Source organism: Kitasatospora sp. NPDC005751, from assembly GCF_040630835.1.
Classification (GTDB): domain Bacteria; phylum Actinomycetota; class Actinomycetes; order Streptomycetales; family Streptomycetaceae; genus Kitasatospora.
Genome location: NZ_JBEXYC010000005.1, coordinates 48646 through 69143, shown reverse-complemented (window position 1 = coordinate 69143; position 20498 = coordinate 48646). Strand labels below are relative to the sequence as shown.

The following is a 20498-nucleotide window of genomic DNA, read 5'->3' as shown; positions in this document are numbered from 1 at the left end:
TAGTTACCGCCATGTCGACACCCGAGATCACCGCCCCGGAGCGGGCGGCACTCGCACGGATCCTCCGGGGCGCCCTCGGCCCGCCGGCCCCGGCCGCGCACACCGGGCGCCACCGATGGGCAGTGGACGCCGTCGAGGTGGCCCTGGCCGTCCTCGGCAGCCACAGCGGAGCGTCGCCGCGAAGTGACGGCCCCCCGCACCCGGACCGGCCGGCAGGGCGCCGACCGGTCCGGCCCGCGGTGGGTCAGTGCGAAGCGCCCGCTCCCGCGCCGATCGTCGAGCCCTCGATGGGCGCCGACAGCGGGATCGTCTCCCCGGCGAAACCGGCCTTGACGAACTGCCAGGTGAGCCCGTTGATCACGCCCTGGCCCAGTGGCGCGAACCTGGCGAAGGCCGGCTGGCTCAGGTCGAGGTGCGTGGAGTCGCAGGACGGACACTTGTCCCGGACCGGAACGGTGACCGACTTGCCCTGATAGGTCACCTTGACCGAGATGCCCTTGCACAGCGGGTCGTTGTTCGGATTCGCCGAAGTCCACCAGGTGTGCGAGACCGCCACCAGCATCTGGTTGGACGCGTTGATCTGGGTGCCGCAGGCGCCGTAGCCGGCGTCGTTGTAGTAGGTCGCCTTGCCGGTCATCGGCTTGTTGATCGGGATCGCGGCACTGGCCGAACCCGCGGTCAGGGCGATCAGTGCGGCGGCGGCGAGCGGAGCGCCGGCCAGGATCCTGAGGTTCTTGACGACTCGCATGGTTCCCTCCGATTGTCGGTGCGGACGGCATGACCGAGTACGGGCGGGCCGGCGGACCTGCGGAAGCTCCCGAGCAGGCCGAATCGGCTTGCGGTGCAGTGGAGTTCGGGCACGTCCGAGCTACCCAGGGAAGGACCGTATGCCGGACGTCGAAGGGAGGTCCATACCTTTGACGTGTTGTCATGAACACAAAGCAGGAAGCTTTACGAAAGCGGCCGAAGGCGGGACGATACGTGACCGCAGAGCGGACGACGCGTTGTCAGTTCACGCGTCCCACTCTCCGGAGGCCCCCTTGCGCATCCCGTCCCGCACGCCGTCCCGCACCCCGCTCCGCCCCGCGTTCCGCGTTCCGCTCCGCAGCGCCGCCCTCGGCGCCGCCCTGCTGGGCGCGGCCGTCCTGACCGGCGCCACCGCGACTCCGGCGGCGGCCGTGCCCCGGGAGGTGAACCAGGGCTACGTCATCCCGGTCGGCGGCATCACCGACCTCGGCGCGCTGCCCGTCCTCGGCAGCCTCGGGATGGACTTCGCCCGCCTGCTCGGGCAGTCCTGAGCCACCCGCTCAGCACCGGGCGGCCGGCCCCGGCACCGGCCGCCCGACACTCCCGCGCTCCCGCCCCCGCGCCCTCAGGCCCGGCCGCGCACCCCCGGGACGGCCAGCTCGAACAGCCGCCCGGAGAGCGGGTGTTCCTCGCTCCGGGCGGTGGTGACGAACAGCGTGTCCAGCCCCGGCCCACCGAAGGCACAGCTGGTCGTCCGCGGCGCCGGGACCTCCACGGTGTCCAGCAGCCGGCCCTCCGGCGAGAGGCAGTGCACCGCCCCGCCGTCCCAGAACGCCACCCAGAGGTTCCCGGCCTCGTCCAGGGTCATGCCGTCGGGCATCCCCGGCAGGTGGGAGACGTCCAGCGAACGGATCCGGCGGCCGACCGGGCCGTGCTCGGGGTACTCGTAGAACCCGATCCGCCGGGTCGGGGTGTCGATGTGCCAGAGCCGGTCCGGCTCGGGCCAGGCCAGGCCGTTGGGGATGGCCAGGCCGTCCAGGATCGGCCGCACCGAGCCGTCGGACTCCAGCCGGTACAGCGGCCCCGGCTGCTGCGGCCCGGTGCGCTGCATGGTGCCCGCGACCGGCCGGCCGTAAGGGTCCCGCTTCCCGTCGTTCATCCGGCGGTCCGGCCGGTCGGCCTCGACGGCGGCGAGCAGCTCCGTCCGGCCGGTCGCGGTGTCCAGCGACTCGAACCCGCGCTCGGTCGCGAGGACCGGGCTGCCCTCCGTGGCCGGCATCAACGTGCCCGGGGTGACGTCCAGTTCGAGCACCGTGAGCCGGCCGCTCGGGCGGTGGAGGGTGAGGACCTCGCGGTCCGGGATGCCGATCCAGTGGATCGACTGGGCGGCCGCATCCCAGACCGGGCCTTCACCCAGGGTGAGGCAGGGGGTGTCGGCGACGGGTTCGGCACGCATGGGCATCTCCTCGGACTGGACGGCGGGCTCGACGCGACGGACTTCCGGAAGCATCGCACCCGCCGGCCGGATCGGCGGGTGCCGGGGCGGGACGGATTCACCGGACGAGCCGCACACCGCGGTCGAACAGTGTGACGATCCGATTCCGGACAGTGACGATCGGGTTTGGGTCAGCCCCCGGCGATCACCTCCCCGGCGCCGCCGCGCACCGCCACCCTGGTCCCGGCACTCTCGCGTGCCGCACCTACAGGGGAGGGCAGTTGAGGGGCACCGCCGGCCGAGTGGACCTACTCCGCACCGAGGTCGAGAACGGCTTCACCGAACTGCGCGGCACTGGTGACGCCCTGCGCACCGAACTGCTCAACGCCATCGTCGACGGCCTGCGCGACCACCGCGACGAGATCGTCACCGCGCTCACCAGGGAGCGGCATTCCGCCGAACAGGCCGACCGCGACACCCGGCGGTTGCAGCGCCGGCTCACCGAGGCGCGCGAGGAACTGCACCGCCTCCAGCTCCGGGCCGCCGAGGCCGCCCAGCCCCGACCCGAACCCGTCGACCCGCCGGATCCCACCTACCTCCCCGTGAAGGAGACGCCCGTGCCCGAGACCGCCCACGCCGAGGAGAGCAGCAGCCCGGCCCCCGGCATCACCGCCGAACAGGCGCAGCAGCTCATCGACCTGCTCGCGCGGCTCACCCCCGCCGAGGCGGCCGCGCCTGCCCCGGACCGGCCCGCCGCCGACGCGCCGCCCGTCGAGTCGGGCGGCGTCGCCGACCTCATCCCCGCCACCCTCGCCTGGCCCGCCCACGTGGCCACCCTGCTGAAGGCCGCCGCCGTCAACACCGTGGCGATCGCCTGCAACCCGCACACCTGGGAGTTCCTCGGCACGCGGGTGGAGGGCGCCGAACACTTCGACCAGCAGGAGGCCGCCCAGCGCCCCCGCGGCGCCTTCCAGGAGGACGAGGCCGACACCGTCCTCTCCGGGCGCAGCGTCATCGCCCTCCTCAACGCCCTGCGCACCACCGTCCACACGGGCACCGGCCAGGACGTCGAGACCTGGGCCCTCGCCGTCACCTGCTACGAGCGCATCGCCGAAGTCGTCAACTCCACCCGCCCGGCCCGCGACGAACACGAGTCCACCCGCCCCCGCATCGTCCTGGACGACCTCACCGCGAAGACCCCCGCCTGACCCCGCCCCCACCGGGCGGCGGCACCAGGCACGGCGTGGTGACGCTGAGCGCCAGTCGGGCGTCCCCGGTGCTGAACACCGTGGCGACGTACCGGCTCTCGGGGTGGCGGGCCGTAACGGTGGAGTTCGGCGGCGCGGTCGACGTCTCGCCATAGCCGGAGACCGTCAGCTCTCCCCCCGGAGTCAACGTCAGATGAGTGGGGGCCGCCGATTGGCGGGCGAGCCACGCATGCGCTACGTGTCGGTAAGAATACTCATTCGATACGCTCGTCACGCCTCGTTCGGCCGATCCGCTGGATTCCGGCGCCGGAGTGGGACGTCGGACCGGCCGGCTTCGCACTCCTCCGGTGGTCCGTGTCGGGGGCTACATCGGGGTGGCGAGGGGGACGGTGATCTGCTTCAGCCAGGTGTGGGTGGCGAAGTCGCGGGCCTTGAGGACGACGCGGTCGTTGTGGACCTCCACCTGGAGGCCCTGGTTGAAGGTGCCGGGCACGGCCGACTCGCCGCCCTGGCCGTTGTCGGTGTAACCGGTCTACACGGCGCCGGTGTTGACCACCGAGAAGCCGTCGAGGTTGGCGGTGCCCGGAACGACGCGGCGGACGTACCAGTCGGAGAGGCCGAGGTCCCAGTGGGTGTGGCCGCAGAAGACGAAGACGTCGCGGTGGCGGCCGAGCAGGCCGAGCAGGCGGTCCGCCTGGAGGTAGTCGTGCAGGTAGAGGTTGTTCCGGCTGCCGGAGACGGTGTTCGGCAGCGGGTGATGGGTGATCACCATGACCGGCCGGCGGCGCTGCGCCCAGTGGGTGAGCCGCTGTTCGAGCCAGGTGAACTGGGTGTCGCTGAGCCACACCTCGTCCCAGAGCTTCGGGTCGTGGAAGTGCATGTAGCGCTCGGTGCCCAGGGTCAGCACCGGGATGCCGCCGAAGACGTGCTCGGAGAAGACGGTGCTGCGGCCGGCGAAGGTGTAGAAGCTGCGGAACAGCGAGTCCTCGGTGGTGCCGTTGGGCCAGGCGGCCTGGTCCAGGGTGGCCGGGTCGCGCCACTTCGGCACGTAGAACTCGTGGTTGCCGATCGCCCAGGCGACCGTCGCCGGGTGGCTCGTCCTGGCGAACTCGGCCCGGACGGCGGCGTACTCGGCGTCGTAGCCGCGCGGGGTGATGTCACCGGCGACGGCGAGGCCGGAGGAGTCGGGGTTGGTGGACCTCATGTCACGCAGCGCCACACCGAGGTCGCCGAGGTCGCCCTGGATGTCGCTGATGACGTTGAAGGTGGTGACGGGGCCACCGGCGGAGGGCCGCGCGGCGGCCGGGGTCGCGGTGACCGCGGTGGCGGTCACGGCGGTCACGGCGGTCACGGCTCCGGCGGCGGCGGTGCTGAGCAGGGTCCTGCGGTCCACGGGTACGTCCTTCCGGGGGGGAGGGCGGCGCCGTGCCGGACGGACCGGCGCGGCGCCGCCTGTGGGGATCAGACCCGTTATCTCTAAGTGATCACGCTGAACGGACCGGCGGAGACGGTGTGTACACCGCGTGAACGGCTCCCCAAGCGCCGCAACCCCGGCGTGGGTCCGGGCCCGGGCCCGGACCCACGGGGTGTCAGCCCAGGGCTGCCGCCAGGAGAGCGGCCGCCTTGGCGACCAGCGGCTCGTCCGCCGCCGCGTCGGCGTCGCGCTGGGTGGACAGGACGGCCAGGACGACGGGCGTGCGGTCCGGTGTCCAGGCGATGCCGACGTCGTTGGTGGTGCCGTACTCGCCGGTGCCGGTCTTGTCCGCGAGGGTCCAGTCCTTGGGGAGTCCGGCGCGGAAGCGGGCGGTGCTGGTGGTGTTGGCGAGCAGCCAGTCGGTCAACTGCCGCCGGTCCCGCGGCGCCAGCGCGTCCCCGAGGACCAGCTTCTGGTTGGTCCGGCCGATGGCGGCCGGGGTGGTGGTGTCCGTCGTGCGCTCCGGTTCGGCGGAGTTCAGCGCGGGCTCCCACCGGTCGAGCCGCGTCACCCGGTCGCCGATGGACCGGCAGAAGCGGGTGATCGACGTCGGACCGCCGAGCTCACGGAGCAGCAGGTTGTCGGCGGCGTTGTCGCTGTAGTCGATGGCCGCGGCGCACAGCTCGGCCACGGTCATGCCGTTGGCGAGGTGCTCGGGCGTGCCCGTGATCGGGGCGTAGCCCGAGTTCTTGACGTCCTGCTCGGTGTACCGGATCCGCTTGGCGAGGTACTCGCCGCCCCGGTCGAGGTCCCGCAGGACGGCCGCGGCGGTGATCGTCTTGTGCGCGGAACAGATGGGGAAGCGCTCGTCGGCGCGGTACGTCACGGTCCGGCCCGTGACGGTGTTGCGCCCGAACACCCCGAGCCGGGCGCCGTGCTCCCGTTCCAGGTCGGCCAGGGCCCGGCCCACCGCGTCCCCACCCGCCGGAGCGAGGCCCGCCGCATGGGCCGACCCGCCAGCCGACACACCGGCGGCGAGTACCGCCCCGGCGCCGAAGGCCAGCACCGCGCGACGCCCGGGGCGCCCTGCGAAGGTCTCCACGATCGCATTCTCCTCTTGTTCGGCAACGATCCTTCGGAACTCAGGACGCCCCGGCAGCCCCACCGGTTCACCCGCTTCCCAACGGATCGTCCGACGAACGGCCCCGGCCCGCCTTCACGGGGCCCGCCGGACTCAGAAGCCGGTCGTGTCCAGTACCAGCCCCAACGGGGCGGGCAGGTGCGGCGAGGTACCGAACGGATGGGGCCCTTCCACCCGGGTGCAGCCGAGCCGGCCCGGCTGCGAGAACAGCGCGCAGATGCGTTCCTGACGGTCGACCAGGAGGTGGACCGGGGCCCCGAACTGCGAGTAACGACGCCGCTTGGCGGTCCGGTCGGTCTCACCGTTCGACGGCGATGTCACTTCGACGACCAGCACGGTCTGATCCGGCAGGAGCGCGCCCTCCGTCTTCGCCAGTTCGGCGGGTACGACCGCGAGGTCCGGTACGTAGAAGTTCTGCGTCCCGGGCAGGTCGAGGTTCCCGGAACCGGCGCGGAGGCCGAGTTCGCGCATCCGGGGCCCGATCTGCTCGCGGATCAGGTCGACGGCGGTCTCGTGCGCCCAGGACGGTGACGCAGGGGTGATGACTCCCTCGACGATCTCGACACGCTCACCCGCGATGTGCTGGATCGCGTACTTCAGGGCCTGCTCCGGATTCGGCACCCGGCTGTAGTCACCCGGACCGGCATGCGCGCTGCTCACGTCCTGCTCTCCTGTTCGGATCTCAATCCCCTACGGAACAGTGACAGTTAGTCGCTTCCTCGATGGCCAGGCCGACACGGCCGAAGCACTGAGCGAGCCCCGGCCCGCAGAGACGCAGGAGGGGCCGAGGCACCCAGTGACGTTACTGGGAGACACCGCCCGGCGTCGGCGGCGCTCCCGGGACCGGACGGCCCCCAGGGCCCGGAGGCGGTGTTCGACCGTGGTCGGGCGGCCCTCCTCCCGGGCGGGTCGGCCGGGTTAAGCTCACCGTCGTACGCATGCCACACATTCAGGGGGGACCTGTGATCGGCGAACTGCTTCCCGCGGCGGTCGTGGTGGAGACGGCCTACGACGACCCGCCGCAGGCGCGGCTGGAGCCGGCGGAGGAGGCGGTCGTCGCCCGGGCCGTCGAGACCCGGCGGCGGGAGTTCACCACCGTCCGGTACTGCGCCCGCCTCGCGCTCGGGCGGCTCGGCGTCCCGTACCGGCCGCTGGTACCCGGCCTGCGTGGCGCGCCGAGCTGGCCCGACGGGGTGGTCGGGAGCCTCACGCACTGCGCCGGTTTCCGGGGCGCGGCCGTCGCCCGGGCGGGCGAGGTCGTCTCGATCGGTATCGACGCCGAGCCGGCCGAGGCCCTGCCGGAGGGGGTGCTGGACGCCATCGCGCTGCCCGGCGAGCAGGAGCGGAACGGCAAGCTGCTCGCGGACCACCCGGGGCTGCCCTGGGACCGGCTGCTGTTCAGCGCCAAGGAGGCCGTCTACAAGGCGTGGTTCCCGCTGACCGGCGTCTTCCTGGAGTTCTCGGAGGCCGACATCACGCTGCGTCCGGACGGCACCTTCCACGCCGTCCTGCTGGTTCCGGGCCCGGTGGTGGACGGACACCGCCTCGGGGGCTTCGACGGGCGGTGGGTCGTCCGGGACGGGCTGCTCGCCACCGCGATCACCGTCCTGCCGGGGGCACGCGGCTGACCGGGGCACGCGGGTCGTACGTGGCGGCCCGGGCCGTCGGGGCCTGGGCCGTTCCGGGACTACTCGGACGGGTGGGGCCGGATCGGCCGCCTGACCTGCCGGCGGCCGGCCCGGCTCAGAGTTTGAACAGCTTGTCGTAGGGCTGCACGACTCGCACCTGGTGCGAGCCGAAGTCGACCAGGACCGCGCCCTGGCCGGCGGTCTCGGTGCTGATGATGCGGCCCAGACCGTACTGGTCGTGGGTCACGCGGTCACCGGCCTCGAACTGCTTGAGGGGCGGTGGGACCTCGCTTCGGAAGGGACTGGTGGGCAGGTGGCGTCTCGGCGCAGGTGATTTCGTCATCCCTGGAAGTATGCGCCCAGTTCGCCGTCCCCGGCCGCACCGGGGCGCCGAATTCCGGGATCCGCCCGGGCCGCCGACCGTCCGGCACCGGCCCGCCGCGAGGGTGGCCGAGCGAGCGCGGCGGCCCGCCGGGGCACCCCGTTCCGGTGCCGTTCCCCCGCGTTCCGGCCTCGTTCCTGCGCTGTTCCCGGTTGCCCCCGGCCGCCGGGCGGCTCCGGGCCGGGCACCGCCGGCGGTGGCCGCCACGCCCCGTGAGGCTTCCCGTACGGGGTGGGAGAGTTCGGACGGTCGCTTGACAAAGCCGGATCCAGCCGCGGCAGCACGGGACTGGGCGCCCGGGCGAGTCGCCCCCGGTGGCTGGGAACGCGGGCGCGCCCCGGACCGGGGCGCGGCTCAGGCCAGGGCGTCGCTGAGGCGGACGAAGGTGCGCCCCTGCGCCACCAGCGCCGGCAGGGCCGCCGCGAAGCCCGGCGCCGTCCCGCCTCCCGGGTGGTTCATATGGGCGATCACGATCGCCCCGGGCGGCGCGGCCGCCACCTCGCTGCGGACCTGGGCGGCGCTGAAGGTGGCGCCGCCGTCGCCGTTGACGGTGAAGCCGGCCACGCGTTCGCCCAGCCCGGTGACGATCCGGGTGGCGACGTCGTCGTAGTGGGCGGTGCCGGAGCGGAAGAACCGCGGCGGCCGGCCGAGCAGGGCGGTCAGCTTCGCCGCGTTGCCCGCGATCTCGTCGTACGCCTCGCCCACGTCCCGGGTGCCCGCGATCCCGTACGCGGAGCGGCCCGCGACCGAGAGCGGCCGGTGCGCCGTCCCGTGGTTGGCGATCTCGAACAGCGGGTCACCGGCCAGGGCCTCGAACTCGGCGGGGTTGGCGTCGATCCAGCGGGCGTTGAGGAAGAGCGTCGCGGGGACGCCGTTGGCCCGGAGGAGGTCGATCAGGTCCGCGTCGTAGCCGGAGCCGCCGGGGCCTCCGCAGGCGTCGAAGGTGAGCGCGGTGGTCCGTGCCCCGTCCGGCAGCCCGGTGATCACCCCGGACACCTCCAGGCCCCACTCCTCGGGCACGGCGTCCCCGTAGCGGGCCACCACCTCGGCGCGCCCGACGGCGGGCGGCCCGGCGGCGGGGGCCGGGGCTTCGGCGGGGGAGGAGGCGGTGGCCGAGGCACTGGGCGAGACAGTGGGCGAGGTGATGGCCGGTGCGGCCGGCGCGGCGGAGGCGGTGGCCGCCGCCACGGGCTGCGCCGCCGGTCCGCCCACCGCCCCGGCGAGGGGCCGGCAACCCGCCAGCGCGCCGCCCGCCGCCAGCACCAGGACCGTCCGACGACTCAGCCCCATGCGCCCATTCCTCCACACTCCGTCATAACGTCAGATGAACCGCCTGTCTGTTTCTATGAATACCGATCGGCTGACACCCGCAACTCCACGCCCAGGTCGGCCCGCCGCTCCCCCGGCCGCGCGCGAACCCCCGCAGCAGATCCGGACGCGGGGGCGGACGCGGCTCAGGAGCAGGAAGTCGGCCGGTCCGACGTCCTACTCCGGACAGCCCAGCAGCGCCCGGCCGACGGTCCGGCCGGGCCCGCCGACCGAGGAGCCCCCGTGCCCGAACCCCACCCCACCGACCCCCGGCCCGGTGATCCACGCCCCACCGGCCCGCACCCCACCGGCCCGCACCCCGCAGATCCGCACCCCGCAGATCCACACCCCGCCGAGGCCGTCCGGACCGTCCTGTCCGGGCTCGCCCTCGGGGAGTCGCCCCGCTGGCACGACGGCCGGCTCTGGCTCTGCGACTGGGGCGCCCAGGAGCTGATCACGGTCGGGCCCGACGGCCGGGCCGCCGTCGCCGCCACCGTGCCCTCGTTCCCGTTCTGCATCGCCTGGCTGCCCGGGCCGGACGGCCGCCTGCTGGTCGTCGACGGCGGTGACGGGCGCCTGCTGCGCCAGGAGGCGGACGGCGCCCTGGCCCCCTGCGCGGACCTGCGCCCGCTCTCCGACCGGCCGTGGAACGAGGTGGCCGTGGACGGGCGCGGCAACGCCTACGTCAACGGCATCGGGTTCGACCTGATGGGCGGCGAGGCGCCCGCGCCGGGCCTGATCGCCCTGGTGGCCCCGGACGGCGGGGTCCGCCGGGTGGCCGACGGCCTGGCGTTCCCCAACGGCATGGCCGTCACCCCCGACGGCTCGACGCTCCTCGTCGCCGAGTCCTACGCCGCCCGGCTGACCGCCTTCACCATCGGGCCCGGCGGCGACCTGACCGACCGCCGGGTCTGGGCCGAGGTGCCGGGCTCGGCACCGGACGGGATCTGCCTGGACGCCGAGGGCGCGGTCTGGTTCGCCGACGTCCCCGGCCGCTGCTGCGTCCGGGTCCGCGAGGGCGGCGAGGTGCTCCGGCGAATCGAGCTCGACCGCGGCTGCTTCTCCTGCGCCCTCGGCGGCCCGGACGGCCGGACCCTCTTCCTGACCGCCGCCGAGTGGCCGCCCCCGCCGGGCGCCCGCACCGGCCGGCTCCTGGCCGTCGACGTGGACGTCCCGGCCCACCGTCGGTGAGCCGTCCCGGCCCGGGCCGCCGTGCCGCGGCCCCCGACGGCGGTGCCCGGTCCACCGGGCGCGCGTCTGACGTGCGCGCGTCCGACGGCTCGCCGGTCAGGCCGGGACGGCGGGCCGGATTCCGTCGAGGATGGTCCGCGCGCCCCGGTCCACCAGGTCTCCGGCCAGGTCCGCGCCCAGCCGCTCGGGCTCGCTCGCGGGCCCGGTGACCGATCCGGTGACCTGGCGCCGCCCGTCGAGCGAGGTGACCTGGGCGAACAGGTGCAGCGTCCCGTCGGGCCGGGTCGTGGCGCAGGCGCCCACCGGCACGCTGCACCCGCCGTGCAGCTGCGCCAGCAGGGACCGCTCCGCGCGGACCTCACGGTCGACGGCGCGGTCCCCGACGGTCGACAGCACGTCCCGCACCGCCCGGTCGTCCACCCGGACCTGGATGCCCAGCGCGCCCTGGCCCGGGCTCGGGGGGAAGAGGTCGAGGGGCAGCGGTTCGCCGATCGCGTCCTGCCGGCCGAGCCGGTTCAGACCGGCGACGGCGAGGACCACGGCATCCAGCCTCATGGACCGCAGCTTCTCCAGCCGGGTCGGCACGTTGCCCCGGATCGGCACCGGGACGATGTCGGGGCGCACGGCGAGGAGCTGGGCGATGCGACGGGCCGCGCCCGTGCCCACCCGGGCCCCGTGCGGGAGCCCGGCCAGCGTCGATCCGCACAGCGCGTCGCGGACGTCCTCCCGGCCCGGCGGGGGCAGCAGCATCAGGCCCTCGGGATTCGCGGTCGGCAGGTCCTTCAGCGAGTGGACCACCACGTCCACGTCCCCGCGCAGGAGGGCGGCCTCCTGCTCGGTGCTGAACGCCGACCCGCCGCTGACGGCCGAGACGTTCGCCAGCAGCGACGTCCGGTCCCGGTCGCCGCCTTCGAGGATCACCCGCTGGGTGAAGGCGATCTCCGGGAACCGGCCGCGCAGCGGGGCCAGGAAGTCGCGCACCTGCGTCCGGGCCAGGGCGCTTGCACGGGAGCCGACCAGGTACGTGGGCACGGGAACCAACTCCTACGGTTGACTGCCTGTCAGTTCCATCGTAGGCGGGGCGGCCCGCTGCCTTTACAGACAGCGCGTCGGAAACGAGCCGTACCCGGCGGGCCGGTCGCCCCGGCGGGCCCCGTTGCCCCGGCGGGCCGGTCGCCCCGGCATACCGGCGTGCCCGCCGGCCGGCCTCCCGGGCACCTTCACCGAGCCGACCTGCTGCGGCCCGGCCCGGCTCACCGGCGGTTCACCGGCCGGGGTAGGGGGCCGGGCGTGCCGGCCGGGTGTCCGCCCGCCGCCGGTGTCCGCCCCAGACCGGAGGCTCCGATGACCGACCCCGACGCCGACACCCCCACCGAGCCCGCCCGATCCGGCTCGCCCCGGGCCGGCTTACCGCAGACCGACCCGGTCCCGGCCGGGGCACGGACCGAGCGCCCCGGGCCCGACCGGCGCGGCCTGCTCCGCACCGGGCTGGCCACCGGCGCCGTCACCGCCCTCGGCCTGGCCGCCGCCGCACCCGCCGGGGCAGCCCCCGCGCTGCCCGACCGGACGATCACCCTGGCCGGCCATCTCCCCACCGGCGCCCCCGACTTCGTCCTCCTGCCGTTCGACGTCCCGGACGGCGTCCGGGAGATCGCCGTCTCCTACAGCTACGACCGGCCGACCGTCCCCGCCGGGACCCCCGGCAACTCCTGCGACATCGGCCTCTTCGACGAGGGCGGCACCGAACTCGGCGGGCGCGGCTTCCGCGGCTGGTCGGGCGGGTTCCGCACCGAGTTCACCGTCGCCCGCGACCGGGCGACGCCCGGCTACCTGCCCGGTCCGATCCGCCCCGGCCGCTGGAACATCGTGCTCGGCCCCTACCAGGTGGCACCCCAGGGGCTCGACTACCGCGTCCAGGTGACGCTGCGGTTCGGCCCGCCCGGGCCGGAGTTCACCCCGTCCTACCCGCCGGAGCGGGCCCGTGGCCGGGGCCGCGCCTGGTACCGGGGCGACTCCCACCTGCACACCGTGCACTCCGACGGACGCCGGCTCCCGGCGGAGGTGGCGGCGGGTGCCCGGGAGGCCGGGCTGGACTTCATCGTCTCCACCGACCACAACACCACCTCCGCGCACGGCGTCTGGGGGCCGCTGGCCGGCCCGGACCTGTTGATCGTGCTCGGCGAGGAGGTCACCACCCGCAACGGCCACTGGCTGGCGCTGGGCCTGGAGCCGGGCCGGTTCGTCGACTGGCGCTACCGGGCGCGCGACGGGGAGTTCCCGCGCTTCGCCCGGCAGGTCCGCCGCCAGGGCGGCCTGGTGGTGCCCGCGCACCCGTACTGCCCGTACGTCGCCTGCCAGTGGAAGTTCGGCTACCAGGACGCGGACGCGGTCGAGGTCTGGAACGGACCGTGGACGTACGACGACGAGTCGGCGGTGGACACCTGGGACGCACAGCTCGCGGTCGCGCTGCGCGAGGGGCGGCCCTGGCTGCCGGCCGTCGGCAACAGCGACGCGCACAGCGCCCCGCAGGTCATCGGCTCCCCGCACACCGTCGTCCGGGCCGAGGACCTCACCCGGGCGGCGATCCTCGACGGGCTCCGGGCCGGCCGCAGCTGGCTGGCCGAATCGGCCGCCGTCGAGCTCGACCTCACCGCCACCGGGCAGGGCCGCCAGGCGGGCATCGGCGAACAGCTGACCGTTCCGGCGGACGCGCCGGTGGACGTCCGGCTCGCGGTCTCCGGGGTGCCGGGCGGCACCGTCCGCCTCCTGACCGACGAGGGCCAGTTGCACCAGGAGTCGCTGCCCGCCGACGGCGCCGGCACGGTGGTCTGGCGCACCACCGCCTCGCTCGCCGCGTACGTCCGGGCGGAGGTGCGCCGGCCGAGGGCGGACGGGACGCCCGGCCGGGGCAACGCGATGGGGCCGGACCTCCCGTGGGGGCCGATGGCGGCGCTGACCAACCCGATCGTGCTGCGGACGCCGAAGCGGTCCGGGGACCGTTAGCGTCAGTCCGGCGATTCCCGGGACGATCGGTGGGAGGAGTCGTGGAGGTGCGGTGGGGGCGGCGGTCCGAGGACCGACGGGGGGAGGACTCGGAGCACCGGCGTGGACTAGGTTGATCTCCGACAGCAGTCGGTCGTGGGGACGAGGCGGCCGGCTGTCCGTAGCCGGGTCCGGCCGCCGTGCCAGGGCCCGGCCGCCGGTTCGTCTCCGGTCGGCCCGGTGCACCGGCCGCCACCCCTCCCCCGGTTACCCCGTCCCCCCGGCCCGCGAAGGGATCAGCAGCTGTGAACCGTACGACCGTAGGTGGGCCGAAGCTCGGGGGCGGTCGGGGCGCCGGCGGCGTCGTCGTCCTCGCCGACCCGGCCGGGGCCGGCAGCGGCGCGGTCGCACCCCTGCTGGCCAACTCCCTGCACCCGAGCGTGCTCCTGCGGGCGGACGACTTCCGGCGGGCGATCCGGCAGGGGTTCGTCCCGTCGCACCTGCCGCAGGCGCACCGGCAGAACGAGACGGCCCTGGCGGCCGCGATCCAGGCCGCCTTCGCCTTCGCCACCGGCGGCTACCAGGTGGTGCTGGAGGCCACGGTCGCGCCGCCGGCGCTGGACGTGCTGCGCCGGGAGAGCCGGACGACCGGGGCGCCCCTGCACTACGTGGTCCTGCGGCCGTCCGGCGGCCCCGGGGAGTCGGACCCGCCGGACCGGCACGACGTCGACGTCGCGGCGGAGCCCAAGGCGACGGCCGGGACGGTGCTCGCCGGCCTGGGCCGGGGGGCCTTCCTGCTCGGCTGGTGAATCCGACGGAGGCCGCCCCCGGCACCCCGGTGGACGCGGCCCCCGGCCGAACCTGACGACACGCGGCCCTCGGCACCCCGATCCACCGGGTACCGAGGGCCGCGCGTCGTCACCTGCCGTCGGTGGGAGCGGGCCCGCACGATCAGCCGGCGGCCGGCTCCGGGTCGCGGCGGCGGGTGGAGACCAGCCCGAGCGCACCGCCGAGGAAGAGCAGGGCCCCGGTGGTGGTGAGCAGGATGTCGGTGCCGTCCGCACCGGTGGAGGCGAGCGAGCCGCCGCCCGGCGCGGCGGGCGCGGGAGCACCGCCGGCGGCCTGGGTCGGCGAGGGCGACCCCTCGGTGGCCGCGGTGGCCGGGCCGGACGCGGTGGTGGCCGTACCCGTTGGGGTCACGGGCGGCTTCGAGGTGGTGGTGGTCGCACCCGGGGTGGTGGGGGCGGTCGAGGCCGGCGTCGTGGGTACGCCCGTCGGCGCCGGTGTGACCGGGGCCGGACTCGGCGGGACGCAGGCCGTACGGGCGGGCGTCGGGGTGCCGTCGGACGGGCGGGCGGACGGCGAGGCCGACGGGCCGTCGGCCGGCGGGACCGCGTCGGCCGGGCGGGCGACGGTCGGGGTCGGCAGCGGCCAGGTGGTCCGGCCGGGGCCCGGGGGCAGCGTGGTGACGACCGACGGGCTCGGGCAGGGGCCGTCCCCACCGGGCACCGAGTCCACGTGGTAGCCGGCCACGATCCGGGTGAAGTCGTACGCGGTCTGCTGGACGCCGCTGCACGTCGCGGTGGTGAAGGTGCCGCTCGCGCACGGGCGGTCGCGGTTGACCGCCCAGAAGCCGAACCGGGCCAGGTGGTGGGTGGCGGCGAAGTCGCGGACGGAGCGGAAGTCGGCCGGGGTGAGCTGCTCGCCCTGCTGGTCGGTGCGGCCGTTCATGGAGGAGAGGCCGGAGTGGCGCCAGGCCTTGTCGTCGTCCCAGCCGTAGGCGGCGGCGACGGCCCGCTGGAGGCCGCTGACGGCGGTGACGGTCGCGGCGGCCATGGTGCCGTCATGGCTCGTGAAGTCGAACGGCATGGCCGTCCAACCGTCCACCACCAGAGCGGCCTTGGCGGCGGTCCTGATCAGGTCGGCGCCGTCGGCGTCCGGGCCGGCCGGGTCGACCGGGAAGCTGACGTAGACGAGCAGTCCGGGGTTCTTGGCCTTCAGCGTCTTCAGCGCGTCGACGACCCGCTGCCGCACCGCGGGGGTGCTCAGCTCGGTCGACTCCAGGTCGATGTCCACGGCCTGGAGGCCGTACGCGTCGACCACCTTCTGGTAGGCGGCGGCCAGTTCGGCGGCGGTGGCGCAGCGTTCGCCGAGCTTGGCACCGTCCCAGCCGCCGAAGGAGGCGAGGATTTCGCCGCCGGCGGCCCGGATCCGCTTGATCACCTTCTCGTCGGCGCCGCCGGTGAGGGCGCGGCTGCCGTCCCACTTCGGGTCGCAGCCGCCGCCGGAGAGGACGAAGGAGAGGGCGAACTGCCGCAGCCCGGTGGCCTTCATGACGGCGACCGGGTCGGGGGCGTCGCCCCAACCGAGGTACTCGGAGACGGCGTTGAGGCCGACCGGGTCCGGGGCCTCGGCGGCGGGAGCCTGGTGCTGCATGAGGATGAGCGCGGCGCCGGCGACGAGGGCGGTGGAGGCCGCCGCCATCCGTCGTCGTCGGGTGAGCCGGTGTTTGGGCATCGGGACTCTCCTGGGCTGGGAGCGGACGGGCGGGCCGGCCCGGCGTCCGCCACGCGGCGCGCCCCGGCGGTAGCCCTCCCACAAGGGCACCGCCGGGGCGCCAGGGACCCGGATCCCGCCGGGGCGCGGGAGCCGGGAGTTCCATGGCCGGAGCCGGACGCTGAACCTGGGCCGGTGGGCCCGGGACACGCCGCGCGCCGTACACGGGGCGCGGCTCTCAGCAGTAGCTACGGACGGGCCACGCCTCCCGGTTCACGCTCTCCACACCGGATTGACCGTCAGAGACGCCGCACCGGGCCGGAGTTGACACCCGCCGGAGGGCGGGTGAACCGGCGCCCGCACGGGGGGACGAGCGCCGGTGGCGATACCGCCACCCTGGAGAACGGCCCGGACCCCCGGAGTGGTTCACCGCCGCGGAGAACTTCCTGAGCCCTGAGCCCTGAGCCCTAAGCCCTAAGCCTTGGGCTCGGGCCTGGGCGTGGGGGACCGCCCCGTGAGCACGTCCACGTACTGGACGGCGCCCGGGCCGCCGCCCTCACCGCCCGACGGCCGGTTCCGCACCCTCACCCCCGCCGCCGAGGTGCGCCCACCGGCCCCGACGACCAGAGTGAGGTGGTGAGCATCCTGGTACTCCTCGAACCCGAACTCGTCCGCACCTCGACAGCGAGCGGCGGCACCGACTACGTCGAGGTCGTGCGCGCCGTCCACGCGGCCCGGGCCACCCCGGCGCCGGCCGGTCGGCCCGAGGAACTGACCCTCTGCGGCATGGGAACCGACCGGATGCGCCGCGACCCGTACCGGGCGCCCGACCCCGACGCGCCGTGGTACCCGCCGAAGTGGAGCGGCCAGGTGTGCCCGTACTGCGACCGCGTGGTCCGCACCTGAGTGCGGACCGGGGCGGCTACCCCGCGGCGACCATGCCGCGGGCTTCGAGGATCGGGCGCAGCGCGCGGACCGCGTAGAAGCTGCGGGACTTCACGGTGCCGACCGGGACGCCGAGGACGGCGGCGGCCTCGGCCATCGAGCGGCCGTGCATGTGCAGCTCGACCAGGACGTCGCGGTGGTGCGGCTGCAGCTCGGCGAGCGCGATCGCCATGTCCTGGGCGGCGAGCACCTCGTCGTAGGGGTCGTGGGTGCCGGCGTGCTCCTCGGGAGCGTCGTCGGCGACCTCCTGGGCGCGGGCGGCCTGCATCCGGAAGTGGTCGATGGCGATCCGGCGGGCCACCGTGAACAGCCACGGACGGCTGTACTCGGGGCCCCGGCGGATGGCGGCCGGGTTCTGCCAGGCGCGCAGCAGGGTCTCCTGCACGATGTCCTCGGCCTTGCCCCGGTCGCCGCTGGTGACGCGCAGCATCGCGCGCAGCAGGTAGCCGCCGTGCAGGCGGTACAGCTCGGCCAGGGTCTGCTGGTCGAGGGTGGGCCGGTCCGCACGGCTGACGGGAGCGCCCGGGGCCTCCCCGGCCTCCCCGGCTGCCCGATGGGTGTCCTCGGCGTGAACGGTAGCGTCGATGGCCACGGCGGTTGAGTCCCTCGCAACGGTTGGTCGATATGTCGGGACGAGCCGGTGCGGCTGTCCCTCCCCCCTTGCTGGGACACATTTCCAGCCACGGCCAAGACCGGACCAACGCTGCGCCAACGAACCTCACGCCAGGGCGTTGGCGGCGGGAGGGGCGTGCGCCGCTCCCCGTACCGCGACCGCAGGGCGGCCGATGTCACGCCCCGTCGACGGAAGCACCCGGTCGGCCGGGGCCCGCGGCCGCTTCCACTCCCTACCCACGGCCGGACCCGGCCGCGCGGTTCACCGGCCACACGGTTCACCGGTGGCCGATCACCGGCGGGCGGTGGGCACCCCGGGCCGACCGGGCCGCCGCCCCGGGCCGACCGGCACGGCCGGGGCGGAGCGGCGCCGCGTCAGCCGGTGCGCCGGTGGTTCCCGCGGGCGCCCTCGGCGGTGAGGTCGGTCAGTGCCGTGGTCAGCAGCTCGCGGGCCTCGTCCGCACGGTCCAGCTCGATCAGGGCGGTGCCCAGCTCGGTGAGGGTCTGGGTCATGCTGTCAGGCTGCCCGGCCCCCTCGAAGTGGCCGAGGGCCTGGCGGTAGGCGGCCTCCGCCTCGGACCACTCCAGCAGTGCGGAGTGGTCGAGGCCGACCTCGTGGGCGGCGAACCCGGCCAACAGGTGGACGATGTGCGGGGAGGAGCCGTCCAGCCACCCGAGGATCTCGGCGACGAGCAGCCGGTGGCTCTCCAGCGCCTCCCGGGGCCGGCCGGACTCCCGCAGGCAGGAGCCGACGCAGCGCAGCGCCACGATCCGCCCCACCTCGGCGGACCGGCCCTCCAGCGAGGTGAACACCTCGGCGGCCTGGCGGTAGGAGTCCATCGCCTCCTCCGGCCGGTGCAGCCGGCGCAGGGCGGTGGCGCAGTAGGCGAGGGCCCAGGCCTCCTGCTGGGCGTCGCCGATCCGGCGGGCCAGGTCCAGGGCCTGCGAGGCGACCGCGAGCCCCGACCGGTAGCGGTGCAGGCAGGTGATGTGGGACCAGGCCAGGTAGTTCAGGTGGACGGCCTCGGCGAGCCGGTCGCCGACGGCGCGGGCGGAGTCCGCCGAGAGCCGGAAGACCTCGGCCCAGACGTCCCAGTGCAGCAGGCTGTCGGAGAACCAGTGCATGGCCTCGGCGGTGTCCACCACCTGCCGGTGCCGGCCGGTGGCGTTCGCGTGCTGCAGGGCGGCCAGCCACTCGGGGTGCTCCTCCTCCAGCCAGCGCCGGGCGTCGGCGAGGGTGACCGGGGCGGTGGCCGGATCCGGGTCGGCCGATTCGGCGCCGGCGTGCTCGGCGCCCTCCACGTCGAACCGCAGACCGGCGGCGGCGGCCCGGCGCAGCAACCGGTCGCCGGCCTGCTCGCGGGCGGCCTCCAGGGCCTGCGGGCCGTCGTCGGCGGCGAGCCGCTCGCCCGCGTAGAGGCGGACCAGGTCGTGCAGGCGGTAGCGCTCGGGGGTCGCGGCGGGCTGCAGCAGTCCGGCGTCGGCGAGTTCCTCCAGCCGGCGGTCGGTCTGCTGGACGGGAAGGCCCGCGTAGGCGGCGACGGTGGCGGCGGTGAAGTCCTTTCCCGCGGACAGCGAGCAGCGGCGCAGGACCAGCGCGGTGGCGGCGGGGAGCTTGCGGTAGGAGAGCGCGAAGGCCGCGCGCACCCGCAGGTCACCGGCCTCCAGCACGTCCAACCGGTACTCCTCGGCGGCGAGTTGGCGGACCAGGTGACTGACGGGCTGCTGCGGGCGGGCCACCAGCCGCTGTCCGGCGATCCGCAGGGCGAGCGGCAGGTGGCCGCAGAGCCGGGCAAGTTCGGCGGCGGCGTCGGGCTCGGCCGCGAGCCGCTCGGGGCCGGCGATCCGGGCCAGCAGGGCGGCCGACTCGCCGGGGGCGAGGACGTCCAGCGGCAGGCGGTGCACCGATTCCAGGCCGGGCAGCACGTGCCGGCTGGTGATGATCGTCAGGGCCGGGCCGGAGCCCGGCAGGAGCAGGCGGACCTGTGCCTCGTCGGCGGCGTTGTCCAGGATCAGGACGAGGCGCCGCTCCCGGACCAGGGTGCGGAACAGGCTGGCGCGCTCCTCGGTGTCGGCGGGCACCGAGCGGTCGGCGACGCCGAGGGCGCGGAGGATCTGGCCGAGGGCGTCGCGCGGTGCGAGCGGCGTCGGAGCCATCCCGCGCAGGTCGAGGGAGAGCTGGCCGTCGGGGAACTGCGGGGCCAGGGTGTGGGCGGCGTGCAGGGCGAAGGCGGTCTTGCCCAGGCCGGGCTGACCGTAGGCGAGCACGATCCGGGGGTGTGCCGGATCGGCGTCCCGGACCAGCCGGTGCAGCCGGGCCAGGGCGTCCTCCCGGGCGGTGAAGTCGGCGATGTCCCGGGGCAGCGCGAGTGCGGAGAACACCGCCTCGGCCGGGCTGTCGCTCCCGGCATCGGCCGCGGTCGCGTTCGCGGGCACGGTCGCGGGCACGGTCTCGGTCTCGGTCGCGGGGGCGTCCACGGCGGCGGGCGTCTCGGGGGCGGCGGGCGCGGCGGTCCCGGGGGCCGGGCGCGGGGCCCTCGCGCGGGTGGGGGTGCGCCGGGGACGCCCGTCGCGGGCGGCCCGGTCGAGCGCGGCGGTCCGGTCCGGGTCGAGGCGCAGCGCGACGGCCAGGGCCTGCACGGTGCGCTGCTGCGGTCCCCGGGTGCGGCCGCGCTCCATGTCGCCGAGCGCGCGCAGGCTGATCCCGGCCGCCCGGGCCAGCTCGGCCTGCGTCAGACCGGCCAGTACCCGGAAGCGTGCCAGCAACAGGCAGAACTCCTCCGCCGCGGCGGAACTGCCTGTCGCTATGCCCTGCGGGCTGCCTGCGGGGTTGCCTGTCGCACCCATCGCCACCCCTGTCACTCACGGTGTCGGCCTCTTCACCGAACACGTCAGGTCAGACAGTATGCACTGGTCAAAGTCGTGATCTTGCACCGGATCGGCCCGCGCCCGGCCACTCGGTGGCGCCCCGGCCGGAGCCGGGCCGCCGGTCCGCCCGCTCGGGAACGG

The 20498-nt window shown here is 75.2% G+C and carries 19 protein-coding genes; 7 read left to right on the top strand and 12 right to left on the bottom strand.

What is annotated here, in order from left to right:
* Positions 1 to 244: 244 nt before the first annotated feature.
* The gene (locus tag ABZ497_RS07690; RefSeq protein WP_359803918.1) at positions 245 to 748 is read right to left on the bottom strand and encodes a cysteine/serine endopeptidase inhibitor; all 504 of its coding nucleotides are present in this window, start codon (positions 746 to 748) and stop codon (positions 245 to 247) included.
* A gap of 292 nt (positions 749 to 1040) precedes the next feature.
* Between ABZ497_RS07690 and ABZ497_RS07685 the strand changes: the two genes are divergently transcribed.
* Positions 1041 to 1298: a hypothetical protein gene (locus tag ABZ497_RS07685; RefSeq protein ID WP_359803917.1), complete on the top strand. Its 258-nt coding sequence runs from the start codon at positions 1041 to 1043 to the stop codon at positions 1296 to 1298.
* Positions 1299 to 1372: 74 nt separating this feature from the next.
* Here ABZ497_RS07685 and ABZ497_RS07680 read toward each other — a convergent pair whose 3' ends face one another.
* Positions 1373 to 2203 carry an SMP-30/gluconolactonase/LRE family protein gene (locus ABZ497_RS07680; protein ID WP_359803916.1) on the bottom strand — a complete coding sequence of 277 codons (831 nt, stop codon included), beginning with the start codon at positions 2201 to 2203 and terminating at the stop codon, positions 1373 to 1375.
* Positions 2204 to 2484: 281 nt separating this feature from the next.
* Here ABZ497_RS07680 and ABZ497_RS07675 point away from each other — a divergent pair, with 281 nt between their 5' ends.
* Positions 2485 to 3390, top strand: coding sequence for a hypothetical protein (locus ABZ497_RS07675; RefSeq protein ID WP_359803915.1), 906 nt, complete (start codon positions 2485 to 2487; stop codon positions 3388 to 3390).
* A gap of 364 nt (positions 3391 to 3754) precedes the next feature.
* Here the strand turns inward: ABZ497_RS07675 and ABZ497_RS07670 are convergent, their stop codons facing one another.
* The 4 genes from ABZ497_RS07670 to ABZ497_RS07655 all read right to left on the bottom strand — a co-directional run bounded on the left by ABZ497_RS07670 (position 3755) and on the right by ABZ497_RS07655 (position 6605).
* Positions 3755 to 3883 (bottom strand): hypothetical protein, encoded by a 129-nt coding sequence (locus tag ABZ497_RS07670; protein ID WP_359803914.1) that lies wholly within the window; start codon positions 3881 to 3883, stop codon positions 3755 to 3757.
* A 39-nt stretch (positions 3884 to 3922) separates the two neighbouring features.
* The gene (locus ABZ497_RS07665) at positions 3923 to 4783 is read right to left on the bottom strand and encodes a metallophosphoesterase (protein ID WP_359803913.1); all 861 of its coding nucleotides are present in this window, start codon (positions 4781 to 4783) and stop codon (positions 3923 to 3925) included.
* 196 nt (positions 4784 to 4979) lie between these two features.
* A complete protein-coding gene (bla, locus tag ABZ497_RS07660; RefSeq protein WP_359803912.1) occupies positions 4980 to 5906 on the bottom strand; it encodes a class A beta-lactamase in 927 nt (308 codons plus the stop codon).
* A 132-nt stretch (positions 5907 to 6038) separates the two neighbouring features.
* Positions 6039 to 6605 (bottom strand): Uma2 family endonuclease, encoded by a 567-nt coding sequence (locus ABZ497_RS07655; RefSeq protein WP_359803911.1) that lies wholly within the window; start codon positions 6603 to 6605, stop codon positions 6039 to 6041.
* A 302-nt stretch (positions 6606 to 6907) separates the two neighbouring features.
* On the opposite strand from ABZ497_RS07655, the gene ABZ497_RS07650 reads away from it, so the two are divergent.
* The gene (locus tag ABZ497_RS07650; RefSeq protein WP_329492031.1) at positions 6908 to 7573 is read left to right on the top strand and encodes a 4'-phosphopantetheinyl transferase superfamily protein; all 666 of its coding nucleotides are present in this window, start codon (positions 6908 to 6910) and stop codon (positions 7571 to 7573) included.
* A 115-nt stretch (positions 7574 to 7688) separates the two neighbouring features.
* Here the strand turns inward: ABZ497_RS07650 and ABZ497_RS07645 are convergent, their stop codons facing one another.
* Complete coding sequence (locus tag ABZ497_RS07645; RefSeq protein ID WP_329486410.1) at positions 7689 to 7916, bottom strand: hypothetical protein; 228 nt, start codon at positions 7914 to 7916, stop codon at positions 7689 to 7691.
* A gap of 393 nt (positions 7917 to 8309) precedes the next feature.
* A complete protein-coding gene (locus ABZ497_RS07640) occupies positions 8310 to 9245 on the bottom strand; it encodes a polysaccharide deacetylase family protein (RefSeq protein ID WP_359803910.1) in 936 nt (311 codons plus the stop codon).
* A 261-nt stretch (positions 9246 to 9506) separates the two neighbouring features.
* Between ABZ497_RS07640 and ABZ497_RS07635 the strand changes: the two genes are divergently transcribed.
* Complete coding sequence (locus tag ABZ497_RS07635; RefSeq protein ID WP_359803909.1) at positions 9507 to 10454, top strand: SMP-30/gluconolactonase/LRE family protein; 948 nt, start codon at positions 9507 to 9509, stop codon at positions 10452 to 10454.
* A 96-nt stretch (positions 10455 to 10550) separates the two neighbouring features.
* On the opposite strand, the gene hemC is transcribed toward ABZ497_RS07635, so the two are convergent.
* Entirely contained in the window at positions 10551 to 11486 is a 936-nt protein-coding gene (gene hemC / locus ABZ497_RS07630) for a hydroxymethylbilane synthase (RefSeq protein WP_329486414.1), read from the bottom strand.
* 312 nt (positions 11487 to 11798) lie between these two features.
* Here hemC and ABZ497_RS07625 point away from each other — a divergent pair, with 312 nt between their 5' ends.
* Both ABZ497_RS07625 and ABZ497_RS07620 read left to right on the top strand, forming a co-directional pair.
* A complete protein-coding gene (locus tag ABZ497_RS07625) occupies positions 11799 to 13457 on the top strand; it encodes a CehA/McbA family metallohydrolase (protein ID WP_359803908.1) in 1659 nt (552 codons plus the stop codon).
* 284 nt (positions 13458 to 13741) lie between these two features.
* Positions 13742 to 14245, top strand: coding sequence for a hypothetical protein (locus ABZ497_RS07620; RefSeq protein WP_329486417.1), 504 nt, complete (start codon positions 13742 to 13744; stop codon positions 14243 to 14245).
* A gap of 142 nt (positions 14246 to 14387) precedes the next feature.
* On the opposite strand, the gene ABZ497_RS07615 is transcribed toward ABZ497_RS07620, so the two are convergent.
* On the bottom strand, positions 14388 to 15953 hold the full coding sequence (locus tag ABZ497_RS07615; RefSeq protein ID WP_359803907.1) for a hypothetical protein: 1566 nt from the start codon (positions 15951 to 15953) through the stop codon (positions 14388 to 14390).
* 615 nt (positions 15954 to 16568) lie between these two features.
* On the opposite strand from ABZ497_RS07615, the gene ABZ497_RS07610 reads away from it, so the two are divergent.
* Positions 16569 to 16838, top strand: coding sequence for a hypothetical protein (locus tag ABZ497_RS07610; RefSeq protein ID WP_359803906.1), 270 nt, complete (start codon positions 16569 to 16571; stop codon positions 16836 to 16838).
* A 16-nt stretch (positions 16839 to 16854) separates the two neighbouring features.
* On the opposite strand, the gene ABZ497_RS07605 is transcribed toward ABZ497_RS07610, so the two are convergent.
* The gene (locus ABZ497_RS07605; RefSeq protein WP_359803905.1) at positions 16855 to 17469 is read right to left on the bottom strand and encodes a sigma-70 family RNA polymerase sigma factor; all 615 of its coding nucleotides are present in this window, start codon (positions 17467 to 17469) and stop codon (positions 16855 to 16857) included.
* A gap of 395 nt (positions 17470 to 17864) precedes the next feature.
* Positions 17865 to 20255, bottom strand: a complete 2391-nt coding sequence (locus ABZ497_RS07600) for a helix-turn-helix domain-containing protein (protein WP_359803904.1) — start codon at positions 20253 to 20255, stop codon at positions 17865 to 17867.
* Positions 20256 to 20498: the final 243 nt, after the last annotated feature.